The sequence below is a fragment of the Pseudomonas sp. FSL L8-0168 genome, assembly GCF_037976155.1.
GTDB lineage: Bacteria > Pseudomonadota > Gammaproteobacteria > Pseudomonadales > Pseudomonadaceae > Aquipseudomonas > Aquipseudomonas paracarnis.
In genome coordinates this window covers 5,318,581-5,336,006 of record NZ_CP150262.1, presented here as the reverse complement: position 1 = coordinate 5,336,006, position 17,426 = coordinate 5,318,581, and the positions used below count along the sequence as shown (strand labels likewise).

The 17,426-nt window shown below is 58.3% G+C and carries 18 protein-coding genes; 17 read left to right on the top strand and 1 reads right to left on the bottom strand.

All coding sequences use genetic code 11. The features are described 5' to 3' along the window. Positions 1-55 precede the first annotated feature (55 nt). From mnmG to MHH62_RS24515, 17 genes are all read left to right on the top strand, one after another. Positions 56-1,948, top strand: a complete 1,893-nt coding sequence (gene mnmG, locus MHH62_RS24595; protein WP_014720591.1) for a tRNA uridine-5-carboxymethylaminomethyl(34) synthesis enzyme MnmG — start codon at positions 56-58, stop codon at positions 1,946-1,948. Then, complete coding sequence (rsmG, locus tag MHH62_RS24590) at positions 1,945-2,589, top strand: 16S rRNA (guanine(527)-N(7))-methyltransferase RsmG (RefSeq protein WP_020302581.1); 645 nt, start codon at positions 1,945-1,947, stop codon at positions 2,587-2,589. Before mnmG ends, rsmG begins: the two co-directional genes overlap by 4 nt. Before the next feature lie 18 nt (positions 2,590-2,607). Next, positions 2,608-3,405 carry a ParA family protein gene (locus MHH62_RS24585; protein WP_003195891.1) on the top strand — a complete coding sequence of 266 codons (798 nt, stop codon included), beginning with the start codon at positions 2,608-2,610 and terminating at the stop codon, positions 3,403-3,405. Between the two features lie 9 nt (positions 3,406-3,414). After that, entirely contained in the window at positions 3,415-4,287 is an 873-nt protein-coding gene (locus MHH62_RS24580; RefSeq protein ID WP_003195890.1) for a ParB/RepB/Spo0J family partition protein, read from the top strand. Positions 4,288-4,435: 148 nt separating this feature from the next. Beyond that, the gene (locus MHH62_RS24575; RefSeq protein WP_010565865.1) at positions 4,436-4,843 is read left to right on the top strand and encodes a F0F1 ATP synthase subunit I; all 408 of its coding nucleotides are present in this window, start codon (positions 4,436-4,438) and stop codon (positions 4,841-4,843) included. A gap of 16 nt (positions 4,844-4,859) precedes the next feature. Then, entirely contained in the window at positions 4,860-5,729 is an 870-nt protein-coding gene (atpB, locus tag MHH62_RS24570) for a F0F1 ATP synthase subunit A (protein WP_014720589.1), read from the top strand. A 133-nt stretch (positions 5,730-5,862) separates the two neighbouring features. Beyond that, on the top strand, positions 5,863-6,120 hold the full coding sequence (atpE, locus tag MHH62_RS24565) for a F0F1 ATP synthase subunit C (protein ID WP_002555987.1): 258 nt from the start codon (positions 5,863-5,865) through the stop codon (positions 6,118-6,120). Positions 6,121-6,175: 55 nt separating this feature from the next. After that, entirely contained in the window at positions 6,176-6,646 is a 471-nt protein-coding gene (locus tag MHH62_RS24560; RefSeq protein WP_003195835.1) for a F0F1 ATP synthase subunit B, read from the top strand. 12 nt (positions 6,647-6,658) lie between these two features. Further along, on the top strand, positions 6,659-7,195 hold the full coding sequence (locus MHH62_RS24555; RefSeq protein ID WP_003195833.1) for a F0F1 ATP synthase subunit delta: 537 nt from the start codon (positions 6,659-6,661) through the stop codon (positions 7,193-7,195). 21 nt (positions 7,196-7,216) lie between these two features. Continuing rightward, positions 7,217-8,761: a F0F1 ATP synthase subunit alpha gene (atpA, locus tag MHH62_RS24550; RefSeq protein ID WP_003195831.1), complete on the top strand. Its 1,545-nt coding sequence runs from the start codon at positions 7,217-7,219 to the stop codon at positions 8,759-8,761. 50 nt (positions 8,762-8,811) lie between these two features. Beyond that, the gene (atpG, locus tag MHH62_RS24545) at positions 8,812-9,672 is read left to right on the top strand and encodes a F0F1 ATP synthase subunit gamma (protein WP_003195829.1); all 861 of its coding nucleotides are present in this window, start codon (positions 8,812-8,814) and stop codon (positions 9,670-9,672) included. A gap of 27 nt (positions 9,673-9,699) precedes the next feature. Then, a complete protein-coding gene (gene atpD / locus MHH62_RS24540; protein ID WP_339232068.1) occupies positions 9,700-11,076 on the top strand; it encodes a F0F1 ATP synthase subunit beta in 1,377 nt (458 codons plus the stop codon). 44 nt (positions 11,077-11,120) lie between these two features. Beyond that, positions 11,121-11,537, top strand: coding sequence for a F0F1 ATP synthase subunit epsilon (locus MHH62_RS24535; protein WP_003195825.1), 417 nt, complete (start codon positions 11,121-11,123; stop codon positions 11,535-11,537). 122 nt (positions 11,538-11,659) lie between these two features. After that, on the top strand, positions 11,660-13,027 hold the full coding sequence (gene glmU / locus MHH62_RS24530) for a bifunctional UDP-N-acetylglucosamine diphosphorylase/glucosamine-1-phosphate N-acetyltransferase GlmU (protein WP_014720587.1): 1,368 nt from the start codon (positions 11,660-11,662) through the stop codon (positions 13,025-13,027). 238 nt (positions 13,028-13,265) lie between these two features. Continuing rightward, positions 13,266-14,033, top strand: a complete 768-nt coding sequence (locus tag MHH62_RS24525) for a DeoR family transcriptional regulator (RefSeq protein ID WP_032901516.1) — start codon at positions 13,266-13,268, stop codon at positions 14,031-14,033. Positions 14,034-14,043: 10 nt separating this feature from the next. Continuing rightward, complete coding sequence (gene glmS / locus MHH62_RS24520) at positions 14,044-15,876, top strand: glutamine--fructose-6-phosphate transaminase (isomerizing) (RefSeq protein ID WP_014720585.1); 1,833 nt, start codon at positions 14,044-14,046, stop codon at positions 15,874-15,876. Positions 15,877-15,960: 84 nt separating this feature from the next. Beyond that, positions 15,961-16,326: a hypothetical protein gene (locus tag MHH62_RS24515; protein ID WP_014720584.1), complete on the top strand. Its 366-nt coding sequence runs from the start codon at positions 15,961-15,963 to the stop codon at positions 16,324-16,326. 167 nt (positions 16,327-16,493) lie between these two features. On the opposite strand, the gene MHH62_RS24510 is transcribed toward MHH62_RS24515, so the two are convergent. Further along, entirely contained in the window at positions 16,494-17,426 is a 933-nt protein-coding gene (locus MHH62_RS24510; RefSeq protein ID WP_014720583.1) for a phosphatidate cytidylyltransferase, read from the bottom strand.

Below are 17,426 nucleotides of genomic sequence, written 5' to 3'. Positions count from 1 at the left end.
AACCCTTTCAACAAACAATTCCTGATTACCTACATAAGCAGGCACGAGGTGCGTGGTGGATTTCCCTTCCCGTTTTGAAGTGATCGTCATCGGCGGCGGTCATGCCGGTACCGAGGCAGCACTGGCGTCAGCACGCATGGGTGTAAAAACCCTGTTGCTGACGCATAACGTGGAAACCCTCGGTGCCATGAGTTGCAACCCCGCAATTGGCGGGATTGGCAAAAGCCATCTGGTCAAGGAAATCGATGCCCTTGGCGGGGTAATGGCGATGGCCACCGACAAGGGTGGTATTCAATTTCGCGTGCTCAACAGCCGTAAAGGCCCGGCCGTACGTGCTACCCGGGCTCAGGCCGACCGCATCCTGTACAAGGCAGCGGTACGCGAAACCCTGGAAAACCAGCCGAACCTGTGGATATTTCAGCAGGCCGCCGATGACTTGATCGTCGAGCAGGACCAGGTACGTGGTGTTGTTACGCAAATGGGTCTGCGTTTTCATGCAGATTCGGTCGTACTGACCACGGGCACGTTCCTGGGCGGACTTATCCACATCGGTATGCAAAATTATTCCGGTGGCCGTGCCGGTGACCCGCCGTCGATCGCCCTGGCAAAACGTCTGCGTGAACTACCGCTGCGCGTCGGCCGCTTGAAAACCGGGACCCCGCCACGTATTGATGGGCGTTCTGTGGATTTCTCGATGATGACCGAGCAAGCCGGCGACACGCCGATCCCGGTCATGTCGTTCATGGGTTCCAAAGAACAGCACCCGAAACAGGTCAGCTGCTGGATCACCCACACCAACGCCCGTACCCACGAAATCATTGCCGCGAACCTTGATCGTTCGCCGATGTATTCCGGGGTGATCGAAGGCATCGGCCCGCGGTATTGCCCGTCGATCGAAGACAAGATCCACCGCTTTGCCGACAAGGAAAGCCACCAGGTCTTTATCGAACCCGAAGGCCTGACCACCCACGAGCTGTACCCCAACGGAATTTCCACTTCGCTGCCGTTCGATGTGCAAATCCAGATCGTGCAGTCGATTCGCGGTATGGAAAACGCGCACATCGTGCGTCCGGGCTACGCCATCGAGTACGACTACTTCGACCCGCGCGACCTGAAATACAGCCTGGAAACCAAAGTGATCGGTGGCCTGTTCTTCGCCGGCCAAATCAACGGCACCACCGGTTATGAAGAAGCCGGGGCCCAAGGTTTGCTGGCCGGGACCAACGCAGCATTGCGTGCACAGGGCAAAGACAGCTGGTGCCCGCGTCGCGATGAAGCCTACATCGGCGTATTGGTCGACGACCTGATTACTCTGGGTACCCAGGAACCGTACCGGATGTTCACATCTCGGGCGGAATACCGTCTGATCCTGCGCGAAGACAACGCCGACCTGCGCTTGACCGAAAAAGGTCGCGAGCTGGGCCTGGTCGATGACGCCCGCTGGGCGGCCTTCTGCAAGAAACGCGAAAGCATTGCGCTCGAAGAACAGCGTCTGAAAAGTACCTGGGTTCGCCCGGGCACGGAGCAGGGCGACGCCATCGCAGAAAAATTCGGCACGCCGTTGACCCATGAGTACAACTTGCTCAACCTGCTTTCCCGTCCGGAAATCGACTACGCTGGTTTGGTCGAAGTGACAGGCCAGGGCGCTGAGGACCCACAAGTTGCCGAACAGGTTGAGATCAAGACCAAGTACGCCGGTTACATTGATCGCCAGCAGGACGAAATTGCTCGCCTGCGCGCCAGTGAAGACACCAAGCTGCCTGTGGATATCGACTACACCGGGATTTCCGGGTTGTCGAAAGAAATCCAAAGCAAGTTGGGGATAACTCGTCCGGAAACCCTCGGGCAGGCTTCACGTATTCCTGGCGTCACCCCGGCAGCCATCTCGCTGTTGATGATTCATTTGAAAAAACGCGGCGCGGGCCGTCAGTTGGAGCAAAGCGCTTGAGTTCGTTGGTCACCTCGCAACACGCCGAAGAGTTATCCACAGGAGCGCGCCAGTTGGGCGTTGCGCTGACCGAAGCCCAGCATGAGCTACTGCTGGGCTACCTCGCCCTGTTGATCAAATGGAACAAGGCTTACAACCTGACCGCAGTGCGTGATCCGGACGAAATGGTCTCGCGCCATCTGCTCGATAGTCTTAGTGTTATGCCATTCATCGAAAATGGTCGCTGGCTGGATGTCGGCAGCGGCGGCGGAATGCCCGGTATTCCGCTGGCGATTCTGTTTCCCGAGTCGCAAGTGACCTGCCTGGACAGCAACGGCAAGAAAACCCGCTTCCTGACCCAGGTCAAACTCGAACTCAAGCTGGACAACCTGCAAGTTATCCACAGCCGCGTCGAAGCCTTCACGCCTGAACAGCCCTTCAACGGAATTGTTTCCCGGGCGTTCAGCAGCATGGAGAACTTCAGCAACTGGACCCGCCACCTTGGCGATCGCGACACGCGCTGGCTGGCAATGAAGGGCGTCCATCCAAGCGACGAGCTGTTAGCATTGCCGGCAGACTTCCACCTCGATAGCGAACACGCCTTGGCCGTACCTGGTTGCCAAGGCCAACGCCATCTGCTGATACTGCGCCGCACGGCATGATTGGGAACACAAGCAAGAATGGCTAAGGTATTCGCGATAGCGAACCAGAAAGGTGGCGTGGGTAAAACCACCACCTGTATCAACCTCGCAGCATCCCTGGTCGCGACCAAGCGTCGGGTGCTGTTGATCGATCTCGATCCACAGGGCAACGCCACCATGGGTAGCGGTGTGGATAAACACGGCCTGGAAAACTCGGTCTACGATTTGCTGATTGGCGAATGCGACCTTGCCCAGGCCATGCATTATTCCGAGCACGGCGGTTACCAACTGCTGCCGGCCAACCGCGATCTGACCGCGGCGGAAGTGGTGTTGCTGGAAATGCAGATGAAAGAAAGCCGTCTGCGCAGCGCCCTGGCGCCCATTCGCGACAACTACGATTACATCTTGATCGACTGCCCACCGTCGCTGTCGATGCTCACGCTTAACGCGCTGGTGGCCGCCGATGGGGTAATTATCCCCATGCAGTGCGAGTACTACGCGTTGGAAGGCCTGAGCGACCTTGTGGATAACATCAAGCGCATTGCCGAGTTGCTCAACCCGAAACTGCAGATCGAAGGCTTGTTGCGGACCATGTTCGACCCGCGCCTGAGCCTGATGAACGATGTGTCGGCGCAGCTCAAGGAACACTTCGGTGACCAGCTGTACGACACCGTGATTCCACGCAACATCCGTCTGGCCGAAGCGCCAAGCTATGGCATGCCGGCGCTGGCGTACGACAAATCCTCGCGTGGCGCCATCGCCTACCTGGCATTGGCTGGCGAGATGGTTCGCCGCCAACGCCGTAATTCACGCACCGCTGCAGCCCAGCCAACTTAAGGAATCCCCATGGCCGTCAAGAAACGAGGTCTCGGACGTGGACTGGATGCACTGTTGAGTGGTCCGACCGTCACATCGCTTGAAGAACAAGCGGTGCAGGCCGACGAGCGCGAGCTGCAGCACTTGCCGCTGGACCTGATCCAGCGCGGCAAATACCAGCCACGTCGGGACATGGACCCCCAGGCCCTGGAAGAACTGTCCAACTCGATCAAGGCTCAGGGCGTGATGCAGCCCATCGTGGTGCGCCCCATTGGCGGTGGCCGCTTTGAGATTATCGCCGGGGAGCGCCGCTGGCGTGCCAGCCAGCAGGCAGGCAAGGAGACTATCCCGGCGATGGTGCGCGACGTGCCGGATGAAACCGCGATCGCCATGGCACTGATCGAGAATATTCAGCGTGAAGACCTCAACCCGATCGAAGAAGCGATTGCGTTGCAGCGTTTGCAGCAGGAATTCCAGCTCACCCAGCAACAAGTGGCCGAGGCAGTGGGCAAGTCCCGCGTCACCGTGTCCAACTTGTTGCGTTTGATCGCGCTGCCGGAAGTGATCAAGACCATGTTGTCCCACGGCGACCTGGAAATGGGCCATGCCCGTGCGTTGCTCGGTTTGCCGGAAAATCAACAGGTTGAAGGGGCGCGACACGTTGTCGCACGAGGCCTGACCGTACGTCAGACTGAAGCGCTGGTGCGCCAATGGCTCAGCGGCAAACCTGCACCGGTGGAAACCGCCAAACCTGATCCGGATATCGCGCGACTCGAGCAGCGCCTGGCCGAGCGCCTGGGCTCTGCGGTGCAAATTCGTCACGGCAAGAAGGGCAAAGGGCAATTGGTCATCGGATATAACTCCCTTGACGAGCTTCAAGGCGTCCTTGCCCACATCCGCTGAAACATTTGCTTATGTAGCGCGTGATCGGAAATCACTACCCGACAGTTGAATAGGGGCTGAACCGCCCCTATACTCTGCGCGCATTTTGTCGGCACAAATTATGCCAAGTTATTGATTTCCGGCAGCCGACCATTGAGGAGCAAGAGTGATGGAAACCCGCACGCCAAACACGTTGCCGTTCCATCGCTTGGCTGTTTTTCCGGTTCTACTGGCTCAATTTGTCATTTTGCTGATCGCCGCATTGGCGCTTTGGTATTGGCATGGAGTCGTAGCCGGGTATTCAGGACTCTGCGGAGGCCTGATAGCCTTGCTGCCCAATATGTATTTTGCTCACAGGGCCTTTCGGTTTTCCGGCGCCCGAGCAGCCCAGGCTATCGTCCGGTCTTTTTATGCCGGCGAGGCGGGGAAACTGATTTTGACGGCAGTGCTGTTTGCACTGACCTTTGCAGGTGTGAAGCCATTGGCGCCGCTGGCTGTATTCGGCGTCTTCGTGTTGACCCAACTGGTCAGCTGGTTCGCTCCCCTGCTAATGAAAACAAGACTTTCGAAACCTTAGGGCGTTTGAGGCAACCATGGCAGAAACAACCGCTTCGGGCTATATCCAGCACCACTTGCAGAACCTGACCTTCGGTCAGCTTCCTAATGGCGGCTGGGGCTTTGCCCACACCGCAGCAGAAGCCAAAGAAATGGGTTTCTGGGCTTTCCACCTGGATACTCTGGGTTGGTCGGTCGCATTGGGTCTGATCTTCGTCCTGATTTTCCGCATGGCGGCAAAGAAGGCGACTTCGGGTCAGCCAGGTGCTTTGCAGAACTTCGTTGAAGTATTGGTCGAATTCGTCGATGGCAGCGTGAAAGACAGCTTCCATGGCCGTAGCCCGGTGATTGCACCGCTGGCACTGACCATCTTCGTCTGGGTGTTCCTGATGAACGCCGTCGACCTGATCCCGGTGGACTGGATTCCTCAGTTGGCCATGGCGATCTCCGGCGACCCGCACATTCCATTCCGCGCCGTATCCACCACTGACCCGAACGCCACACTGGGCATGGCTCTGTCGGTATTCGCGCTGATCATTTTCTACAGCATCAAGGTCAAGGGCATCGGCGGCTTCATCGGCGAACTGACCCTGCACCCGTTCGGCAGCAAGAACATCTTCGTTCAAGCCCTGCTGATCCCGGTGAACTTCCTGCTGGAATTCGTCACCCTGGTCGCCAAGCCGATTTCCCTGGCTCTGCGACTGTTCGGCAACATGTATGCCGGCGAGCTGGTGTTCATTCTGATCGCTGTGATGTTCGGCAGCGGCCTGCTCTGGCTTAGCGGCCTGGGCGTAGTTCTGCAGTGGGCGTGGGCTGTGTTCCACATCCTGATCATTACCCTGCAGGCCTTCATCTTCATGATGCTGACCATCGTCTACCTGTCGATGGCGCACGAAGAGAACCATTAAGACCAGTCTCGACTAGTCTGATGTCCTTCCCGGTCAAACGGGAAGGTGGCCCAACAGGGCTATGAAACGATTTGTTTTACCGCTTTAAAATCTAAAAAACCTAAACCATACGACGTAAAAGTCGGGAGGAAAGATGGAAACTGTAGTTGGTCTAACCGCTATCGCTGTTGCACTGTTGATCGGCCTGGGCGCCCTGGGTACTGCCATTGGTTTCGGCCTGCTGGGCGGCAAATTCCTGGAAGGCGCAGCGCGTCAGCCAGAAATGGTCCCAATGCTGCAAGTTAAAATGTTCATCGTCGCCGGCCTGCTCGACGCCGTGACCATGATCGGCGTTGGTATCGCACTGTTCTTCACCTTCGCGAACCCCTTCGTTGGTCAACTCGCTGGCTAATCACTCGATTTTCGAGTGATTGGGGTGATGGACAACGAATGAGCGAGGTGTTGGCGTGAACATTAATGCAACCCTGATTGGCCAATCCGTTGCGTTCTTCATTTTTGTAGTGTTTTGCATGAAGTTCGTGTGGCCTCCGGTCATCGCGGCTTTGCACGAACGTCAGAAGAAGATCGCGGATGGTTTGGACGCTGCCAGCCGTGCAGCTCGCGACCTGGAGTTGGCCCACGAGAAAGTGGGTCAGCAACTGCGCGAAGCTAAAGCACAGGCAGCCGAGATCATTGAGCAAGCCAAGAAACGCGGTAACCAGATCGTCGAAGAGGCTGTTGAAAAAGCCCGCGTCGAAGCTGACCGTGTGAAGGCTTCGGCTCATGCCGAGATCGAACAGGAACTGAACGGTGTCAAAGACGCGCTGCGTGCCCAACTGGGTGCTCTGGCCGTTGGCGGTGCTGAGAAGATCCTCGGTGCCACAATCGATCAAAACGCGCACGCGGAGCTGGTTAACAAACTGGCTGCTGAAATTTAAGCGAGGGCGATCATGGCAGAACTGACCACGTTGGCCCGACCTTACGCTAAGGCAGCCTTCGAGCACGCCCAGGCCCACCAGCAGCTGGCCTCTTGGTCAGCCATGCTCGGCCTGGCTGCAGCAGTGTCGCAAGACGACACCATGCAGCGCGTGCTCAAGGCCCCGCGCCTGACGAGCGCAGACAAGGCCGCCACTTTTATTGAAGTGTGCGGCGACAAGTTTGATGTGAAGGTGCAGAACTTCATCCACGTCATTGCCGAAAACGACCGTCTCCCGCTATTGCCGGAGATCGCCGCTCTGTTCGACCTGTACAAGGCCGAAGCAGAGAAATCGGTAGACGTTGAAGTGACCAGTGCTTTCGCATTGAACCAAGAACAGCAAGACAAACTCGCCAAGGTTCTCAGTGCACGACTCAATCGGGAAGTGCGCCTGCAAGCTTCGGAGGACGCATCGCTTATTGGTGGTGTTGTTATCCGTGCCGGCGACCTGGTTATCGATGGCTCGATTCGCGGCAAAATCGCGAAACTTGCCGAAGCATTGAAATCTTGAGTTTGAAGGGGCAGCAGAGCAATGCAGCAACTCAATCCTTCCGAAATAAGTGAAATTATCAAGGGCCGCATCGACAAGCTCGATGTGACCTCCCAAGCCCGTAACGAAGGCACTGTCGTCAGCGTATCTGACGGCATCGTGCGGATTCACGGTCTGGCCGACGTCATGTACGGCGAGATGATCGAGTTTCCGGGCGGCGTCTACGGTATGGCCCTCAACCTGGAGCAAGACTCCGTAGGTGCCGTTGTATTGGGCGCGTACACCAGTCTGGCTGAAGGCATGAGCGCCAAGTGCACAGGCCGCATCCTGGAAGTTCCGGTTGGTAAGGAACTGCTGGGTCGCGTTGTCGACGCACTGGGTAACCCTGTTGACGGTAAAGGTCCACTGGGCAACACCGAGACCGATGCGGTCGAGAAAGTTGCTCCAGGCGTGATCTGGCGTAAGTCGGTAGACCAGCCTGTACAGACTGGCTACAAGGCTGTCGATGCCATGATCCCGGTCGGTCGTGGCCAGCGTGAGCTGATCATCGGTGACCGTCAGATCGGTAAAACCGCTCTGGCGATCGACGCGATCATCAACCAGAAAGACAGCGGCATTTTCTGCGTCTACGTAGCCATCGGTCAGAAGCAATCGACCATCGCCAACGTAGTTCGCAAGCTGGAAGAAAACGGCGCCCTGGCCAACACGATCATCGTGGCTGCCAGTGCTTCGGAATCTCCTGCGCTGCAATTCCTGGCACCGTACTCCGGTTGCACCATGGGTGAATTCTTCCGCGACCGCGGTGAAGACGCGCTGATCGTTTATGACGATCTGTCCAAGCAAGCAGTGGCTTACCGCCAGATTTCCCTGCTGCTGCGCCGTCCACCAGGCCGTGAAGCCTACCCAGGCGACGTGTTCTATCTCCACTCCCGTCTGCTGGAGCGCGCATCCCGCGTTTCGGAAGAATACGTAGAGAAGTTCACCAACGGCGCAGTGACCGGCAAAACCGGTTCCCTGACCGCACTGCCGATCATCGAAACCCAGGCTGGCGACGTTTCCGCGTTCGTTCCGACCAACGTGATTTCCATCACCGACGGTCAGATCTTCCTGGAATCGGCCATGTTCAACTCGGGCATCCGCCCTGCAGTGAACGCCGGTGTTTCGGTATCCCGTGTGGGTGGTGCCGCTCAGACCAAGATCATCAAGAAGCTCTCCGGTGGTATCCGTACCGCTCTGGCTCAGTACCGTGAACTGGCGGCATTCGCCCAGTTCGCTTCTGACCTGGACGAAGCGACCCGTAAGCAACTTGAGCATGGTCAGCGCGTTACCGAGCTGATGAAGCAGAAGCAATACGCCCCAATGTCGATCGCTGACATGGCGTTGTCGCTGTATGCCGCTGAGCGTGGGTTCCTGACCGACGTTGAAATCGCCAAGGTCGGCAGCTTTGAACAAGCGCTGATTGCTTACTTCAACCGCGATCACGCCGAATTGATGGCGAAGATCAACGTGAAGGGTGACTTCAATGACGATATCGACGCTGGCATGAAAGCCGGTATCGAGAAGTTCAAGGCCACCCAAACCTGGTAAGCCGCAGCGGGAGCCGCAAGGCTTCCGCTTGCTAACCTGATAGGTGTTACATGGCAGGCGCAAAAGAGATTCGCAGTAAGATTGCGAGCATCAAAAGCACGCAAAAAATTACCAGCGCCATGGAAAAAGTGGCGGTCAGCAAAATGCGCAAGGCACAAATGCGCATGGCTGCTAGCCGTCCTTATGCGGAGCGTATCCGCCAGGTAATTGGGCATCTGGCCAACGCCAACCCGGAATACCGCCACCCGTTCATGATCGAGCGCGCCGTCAAGCGTGTGGGTTATGTGGTAGTGAGCAGTGACCGTGGTTTGTGCGGTGGTCTGAATACCAACCTGTTCAAGGCCCTGGTCAAGGACATGGCGGTAAACCGCGAAAACGGCGTCGAGATCGATCTGTGTGTTGTTGGTAGCAAGGGTGCGGCCTTTTTCCGCAACTTCGGCGGTAACGTCGTTGCAGCTATCAGCCACCTGGGTGAAGAGCCGTCGATCAATGATTTGATCGGCAGTGTGAAGGTGATGCTGGATGCGTACCTGGAAGGCCGGATTGACCGCCTGTCCGTGGTATCCAACAAGTTCATCAACACCATGACCCAGCAGCCAACCGTGGAGCAATTGATTCCACTGGTGGCAACCCCGGATCAGGAACTCAAGCACCACTGGGACTACCTCTACGAACCAGACGCCAAAGAGCTGCTTGACGGCTTGATGGTGCGCTACGTGGAGTCGCAGGTGTACCAGGCGGTGGTCGAGAACAACGCAGCTGAACAAGCGGCGCGGATGATCGCGATGAAAAACGCTACCGATAACGCCGGTGATCTGATCAGCGATTTGCAGCTGATCTACAACAAGGCGCGTCAGGCTGCGATCACCCAAGAGATCTCGGAAATCGTCGGCGGCGCTGCCGCGGTTTAACGGTTCAAATATTCAGAGGATCCAGCTATGAGTAGCGGACGTATCGTTCAAATCATCGGCGCCGTTATCGACGTGGAATTTCCACGCGACAGCGTACCGAGCATCTACAACGCGCTGAAAGTACAAGGCGCGGAAACTACCCTGGAAGTTCAGCAGCAGCTGGGCGACGGCGTAGTTCGTACCATTGCGATGGGTTCCACCGAAGGCTTGAAGCGCGGTCTGGACGTTGTCGACACTGACGCTGCCATCTCCGTACCGGTCGGTAAAGCGACCCTGGGCCGGATCATGGACGTACTGGGCAACCCGATCGACGAAGCTGGCCCGATTGCCACCGAAGAGCGCTGGGGCATTCACCGCGCAGCACCTTCGTTCGCAGAACAAGCGGGCGGCAACGACCTGCTGGAAACCGGCATCAAGGTTATCGACCTGGTTTGCCCGTTCGCCAAAGGCGGTAAAGTCGGTCTGTTCGGTGGTGCCGGTGTAGGCAAGACCGTAAACATGATGGAACTGATCCGTAACATCGCCATCGAGCACAGCGGTTATTCCGTGTTCGCAGGTGTGGGTGAGCGTACTCGTGAGGGTAACGACTTCTACCACGAGATGAAGGACTCCAACGTTCTGGACAAAGTGGCACTGGTTTACGGTCAGATGAACGAGCCGCCGGGAAACCGTCTGCGCGTAGCCCTGACTGGCCTGACCATGGCCGAGAAATTCCGTGACGAAGGTAACGACGTTCTGCTGTTCGTCGACAACATCTACCGTTACACCCTGGCCGGTACTGAAGTATCCGCACTGCTGGGCCGTATGCCTTCTGCAGTAGGTTACCAGCCGACCCTGGCTGAAGAGATGGGCGTTCTGCAAGAACGTATCACTTCGACCAAGGAAGGTTCGATCACTTCGATCCAAGCGGTATACGTACCTGCGGATGACTTGACCGACCCGTCGCCAGCTACCACCTTCGCCCACTTGGACGCCACCGTCGTTCTGTCCCGTGACATCGCTTCCCTGGGTATCTACCCAGCGGTCGATCCACTCGACTCGACTTCGCGCCAGCTGGACCCGAACGTGATCGGCCAGGAGCACTACGACACCGCTCGCGGCGTTCAGTACGTGCTGCAGCGTTACAAAGAACTGAAGGACATCATTGCGATCCTGGGTATGGACGAGCTGTCGGAAGCCGACAAGCAGTTGGTAAACCGTGCTCGTAAGATCCAGCGTTTCTTGTCGCAGCCGTTCTTCGTGGCTGAAGTCTTCACCGGTGCTTCGGGTAAATACGTTTCCCTGAAAGACACCATTGCTGGCTTCAAAGGCATCCTCAACGGTGACTACGACCACCTGCCAGAACAAGCGTTCTACATGGTCGGCGGCATCGAAGAAGCGATCGAGAAAGCCAAGAAACTGTAATCCTGGCGCCCGGAAACGGGCGCTCATCAGGTTGAGGCAATCAGATGGCTATGACAGTCCATTGCGATATCGTCAGCGCGGAAGGGGAAATTTTCTCCGGTCTGGTCGAGTTTGTAACAGCGCACGGCGACTTGGGTGATCTTGGTATCGCCATGGGTCACGCCCCGCTGATCACAAGCTTGAAGCCAGGTCCGATCACTCTGACCAAGCAAGGCGGGGAACGTGAGGTGTTTTACATCTCCGGTGGTTTCCTCGAGGTTCAGCCGAACATGGTCAAGGTACTTGCCGACACCGTGCAACGTGCTGGCGACCTGGATGAAGCCTCCGCTCAGGAAGCCGTCAAGGCTGCCGAGAAGGCGCTGAACGAAAAAGGCGCAGACTTCGACTACAGCGCTGCTGCAGTCCGTCTGGCCGAGGCCGCAGCCCAGCTGCGTACTCTCCAGCAGATCCGCAAGAAGTAAGCGGCCACGCCGTTTTGCTTGATGCGTGATTGATTAAAAAGGGTAGCCTCGGCTACCCTTTTTCTTTTTTGCAAAACACTTCTTTGGTCTGAACCCGGACCGCCCAGGATTGGTAGCCATTCATGTCTCTTGAAATCGTCATTCTCGCCGCAGGCCAGGGCACTCGTATGCGTTCGGCCCTGCCCAAGGTGCTGCACCCGGTCGCGGGCAATTCCATGCTGGGTCATGTTATCCACAGCGCCCGGCAACTGGACCCACAACGTATTCATGTGGTGATTGGCCACGGTGCCGATGTGGTCCGTGAGCGTCTGGCCGCGGACGACCTGAATTTCGTATTGCAAGACAAGCAACTGGGCACCGGCCACGCGACCGCGCAGGCTGTGCCTTTCATCACCGCGGACACGGTATTGATCCTCTACGGCGATGTACCGCTGATTGAAGTGGAAACCTTACAACGCCTGCTCAAGCACGTGGTGCCTGGCCAGATGGGCCTGCTGACCGTTGAGCTGGACGACCCTACGGGCTACGGCCGCATTGTGCGCAACGCCGACGGCAAGGTGGCTGCCATCGTTGAACACAAAGATGCCAGCGAAGCCCAGCGCGCGATTACTGAAGGCAACACCGGCATTCTCGCGGTGCCTGCCAACAAGCTCGCCGATTGGATGAGCCGCCTGTCCAACAACAACGCCCAGGGCGAGTATTACCTCACCGACGTCATCGAGATGGCCGTCAGCGATGGCCTGCTGGTCGCCACCGAGCAGCCCCACCATCCGATGGAAGTGCAGGGCGCCAACGACCGCAAACAACTGGCAGAGCTGGAACGTCACTATCAACTGCGCGAAGGCCTGCGCCTGATGGCCCAGGGTGTGACCCTGCGAGACCCGGCGCGTTTCGATGTACGTGGCGAAGTCACGGTGGGCCGCGACATCCTGATCGATATCAATGTGATCCTCGAAGGCCGCGTGATCATTGAAGACGGTGTGGTGATCGGCCCGAACTGCGTGATCAAGGACAGCACCTTGCGCAAAGGCGTGGTGGTCAAGGCCAACAGCCATATCGACGGTGCGGTGATGGGCGAGGGCAGCGATGCCGGGCCGTTTGCGCGCTTGCGTCCGGGTAGCGAGCTGGGGGCCAAGGCCCATGTGGGGAACTTTGTCGAACTGAAAAACGCTCACCTGGGCGAAGGCGCCAAAGTCGGCCACCTGACTTACCTGGGCGATGCCGTCATCGGCGCCCGCACCAACATCGGCGCCGGCACCATCACCTGCAACTATGACGGTGCCAACAAGTACCAGACCACCATTGGTGAAGACGTGTTCATCGGCTCCAATAACTCGCTGGTTGCTCCGGTGACCATCGGCGATGGTTCCAACACCGCAGCGGGCTCAACCATCAACCAGGATGTGGATAAGTCCCAACTGGCGGTTGCCCGGGCTCGCCAACGCAACATCGACGGCTGGAAACGCCCGGTCAAAATCAAGAAGAGCTGAGTTATCCACAACTCGATAGGTTGAGATTCACTCCTGTGGGAGCTGGCTTGCCTGCGATAGCGGTCTGACATTCATCATGATGTCGCCTGACACGCCGCTATCGCAGGCAAGCCAGCTCCCACAGTTGTTTAGTGGCATGTCCGAAAGCTCTACAAAAATGCCTTCCGCCTCTTGACGATCTTTCACCAATAGGTTTTGATTGCCTTCGTTATCTTTCGAAACGAAACTTATCACTACCATGTCGAAACGAAACACCCCCCAACGACGCCACAATATCCTGACCTTGCTCAACGAACAGGGCGAAGTCAGCGTGGACGAATTGGCCAAACATTTCGAAACTTCGGAAGTGACCATCCGCAAGGACCTTGCTGCCCTCGAAAGTAACGGCTTGCTCCTGCGTCGCTACGGCGGCGCAATCACTATGCCCCAAGAGCTGGTGGGTGACGCTGCCCAGCCCATCTCGGTCTACAAGCGCGCCATCGCCCGTGCGGCCGTGAAGCGTTTGCGTGAACATGCGCGCATCATCATCGACAGCGGCAGCACCACCGCCGCGATGATCCCCGAACTGGGGCATCAGCCGGGCCTGGTGGTGATGACCAACTCCCTGAACGTGGCCCGCGCCTTGAGCGAACTGGAACACGAACCGGTGCTGTTGATGACCGGGGGCACCTGGGACCCGCATTCGGATTCGTTCCAGGGCCAGGTCGCCGAGCAGGTCCTGCGTTCTTACGACTTTGACCAGCTGTTCATCGGTGCCGATGGCATCGATTTACAGCGCGGCACCACCACCTTCAACGAACTGCTGGGCTTGAGCCGCGTCATGGCCGAGGTCGCCCGTGAAGTGGTGGTGATGGTCGAATCCGACAAGATCGGCCGCAAGATTCCCAACCTGGAACTGCCCTGGAGCAGCGTCCATACCCTTATTACCGATGATCGCCTGCCGCTCGAGGCCCGCGACCAGATCCAAGCCCGCGGCATTACGCTGATATGCGCGGCAGTCATCTAGGAGAAGCACCATGTGTGGAATTGTTGGCGCAGTCGCCGAACGTAACGTTACTGCCATCCTGATCGAAGGCCTCAAGCGCCTCGAATACCGCGGCTACGATAGCGCCGGTGTGGCCGTCTTCACTAACGCCGGCAAGCTGGAGCGCATGCGCCGCCCGGGCAAGGTCAGCGAGTTGGACCAGGCCCTGGCCGGTGAGCCGCTGGTAGGTCGCTTAGGGATCGCCCACACCCGTTGGGCCACCCACGGTGCTCCGTGCGAGCGTAACGCTCACCCGCACTTCTCGGGCGACCTGGCGGTGGTGCACAACGGCATCATCGAAAACCATGAAGTGCTGCGTGAACAACTCAAGGGCCTGGGCTACGTCTTCACCTCGGACACTGACACCGAAGTGATCGCCCACCTGCTCAACCACAAGCTCAAGGACCACAGCGACCTGACCACCGCCCTCAAGGCCACGGTCAAAGAGCTGCACGGCGCCTACGGCCTGGCCGTGATCAGCGCGAGCCAGCCTGACCGCGTCGTGGCCGCCCGCAGCGGTAGCCCATTGGTAATTGGCCTGGGCCTGGGTGAGAACTTCCTTGCGTCCGACCAACTGGCCCTGCGCCAAGTGACCGACCGCTTCATGTACCTGGAAGAAGGCGACATTGCCGACATCCGCCGTGAAAGCGTGCAGATCTGGGACGTGAACGGTCAGTCCGTGGAACGTGAAGCCGTGCAATACCGCGACGGTGCCGAAGCCGCCGACAAGGGCGAGTTCCGCCACTTCATGCTCAAGGAAATCCACGAGCAGCCGTCCGTGGTACAGCGCACCCTGGAAGGTCGCCTGAGCCAGAACCAAGTGTTGGTGAATGCTTTCGGCCCGCAAGCCGCTGAACTGTTCGCCAAAGTGCGCAATGTGCAGATCGTCGCCTGCGGCACCAGCTACCACGCCGGTATGGTGGCGCGTTACTGGTTGGAAGAACTGGCCGGCATCCCATGCCAGGTCGAAGTCGCCAGCGAGTTCCGCTATCGCAAGGTGGTGGTGCAGCCCGACACCCTGTTCGTGACCATTTCCCAGTCCGGCGAAACCGCCGACACCCTGGCCGCCCTGCGCAACGCCAAGGAACTGGGCTTCCTCGGCAGCCTGGCGATCTGCAACGTCAGCATCAGCTCCCTGGTGCGTGAATCCGACCTGACCCTGCTGACCCAGGCCGGTCGTGAAATCGGTGTCGCCTCCACCAAGGCTTTCACCACCCAACTGGTGGGCCTGTTGCTGCTGACCCTGTCACTGGGCCAAGTACGCGGCACCCTCGCCGACGGTGTCGAAGCCACTCTGGTGGAAGAACTGCGCCGCCTGCCGACCCGCCTGGGCGAAGCCTTGGCCATGGACGGCACCGTGGAAAAAGTCGCCGAGCTGTTCGCCGACAAGAACCACACCCTGTTCCTCGGCCGTGGTGCGCAGTACCCGGTTGCGATGGAAGGCTCGCTGAAACTCAAGGAAATCTCGTACATCCACGCCGAAGCCTACCCGGCCGGCGAGCTGAAGCACGGCCCGTTGGCCCTGGTGGATGACGACATGCCAGTGGTCACCGTGGCGCCGAACAACGAACTGCTGGAGAAGCTCAAGTCCAACCTGCAGGAAGTACGCGCCCGTGGCGGCCAACTGATCGTCTTCGCTGACGAGAAGGCGGGAATGACCAATGGTGAAGGCACGCATGTAATCAACATGCCGCACATCCACGACACCCTGTCGCCGATCCTCTACACCATCCCGCTGCAGTTGCTGTCGTACTACGTCGCGGTGCTCAAGGGCACCGACGTTGACCAGCCGCGTAACCTGGCGAAGTCGGTGACGGTGGAGTAAGCCTCACTGGCGTACCCAAAAGGGGCTGTTTTCAACAGCCCCTTTTTTGTGTTTTGAATTCGCTCAATTCAAGGATGCGTATTGATGCAAAACCCTCCTGCTACCGTCCACGCACGTTTGCACAATCGCCGGTTCGTGGTCGCCAACAACGCCCAAGGGTTGTCCGGTACCGGCACCGTGTTTCATTACGAAGTCGAAGGCGGGGTGATTTCGAGCACTTACCAAGGTGGCCGAATTCGCCTGGGAACGCAGGTCGGGCGGGTGACCGGCCCAGATACTATCGAGCTGCTTTATCAGTGCGTCACCCTGGACGGGGAGCTGCTCGCAGGGTGGTCACGAGGCACGGTAGGTGTTGATCACGCCGGGCGCACTACCCTGAGTTTCGTTTGGGGCTGGCTATCGGGTGCGACCGGAGGCGGAGAGTCTAGCTATATCGAGATCACTGGCTAGAGGTATTGAAAGCACCATAAAACCTACAGGTAGGCGCATATCCCCTGTGGGAGCTGGCTTGCCTGCGAGGGCTGCGTGTCAGTCGCTGCATCTGTTACTGCACCACCGCCTTCGCAGGCAAGCCAGCTCCCACATTTGATCTCCATCGGGTTTGAGAAAGGGGTGGGTTAGGTCCACCAGTAGCGCACGAGATGAAAGAAGATCGGCGCCGCAAAGCACACCGAATCCAGCCGATCCAGCATCCCGCCGTGCCCTTCGATCATGTGGCCCCAGTCTTTCACCCCGCGGTCACGCTTGATCGCCGACATCACAATCCCTCCCGCAAACCCCAGCAGGTTGATCAGCAGCGCGATCAGGAATGATTGCCAGGGATTGAACGGTGTGGTCCACCACAGCGCTGCGCCGATCAGCGACGACAACAGGATCCCGCCGACAAAACCTTCCACGGTTTTCGACGGTGACAGGTTGGGCGCGATCTTGTGTTTGCCGAACAGCTTGCCGCACACGTACTGCAGCACGTCCGACAGTTGCACCACGATCACCAGATAGGCGATCAGCAGCAGGTTACGGCCTTCGTAACCCGGTATGTCCAATGTCAGCAGCGCCGGGACGAAAGACACGCAGAACACGGCGATCATCAACCCCCATTGCACCTTCGATGCCCGTTCCAGAAAGTGCGTACTGTCGCCGCCCAGGGAGGCGAGGATCGGCAGCAGCAGGAACACGTACACCGGGATGAAGATCGAGAACAGCCCATACCAGTCGGCGTAGATCAGCAGGTATTGCAGCGGCAGGGCCAGGTAAAACGCGGCCACCAGGGCCGGGTAGTCGCTGCGCCGGGTCGGGGTGAGGGTGAGAAATTCGCGCAGGGCGTAGAACGACACCGCGTAGAACAGCAGGATCACCGCGCCGGTGCCGAGCCAGAAGGCGATGCCGATGACCACCACCATCACCCACCAGGCGTTGATGCGGGCGTTGAGGTTGTCGATCACTGCATTCGGGCTGCCACGGGTGCGCAGCTTGAGGATCAGGCCGATCAGCGAGGCGATGACCAGGATCGCGCCGATGCCGCCAAATAACATCAGGGTTTGGCTATCCAT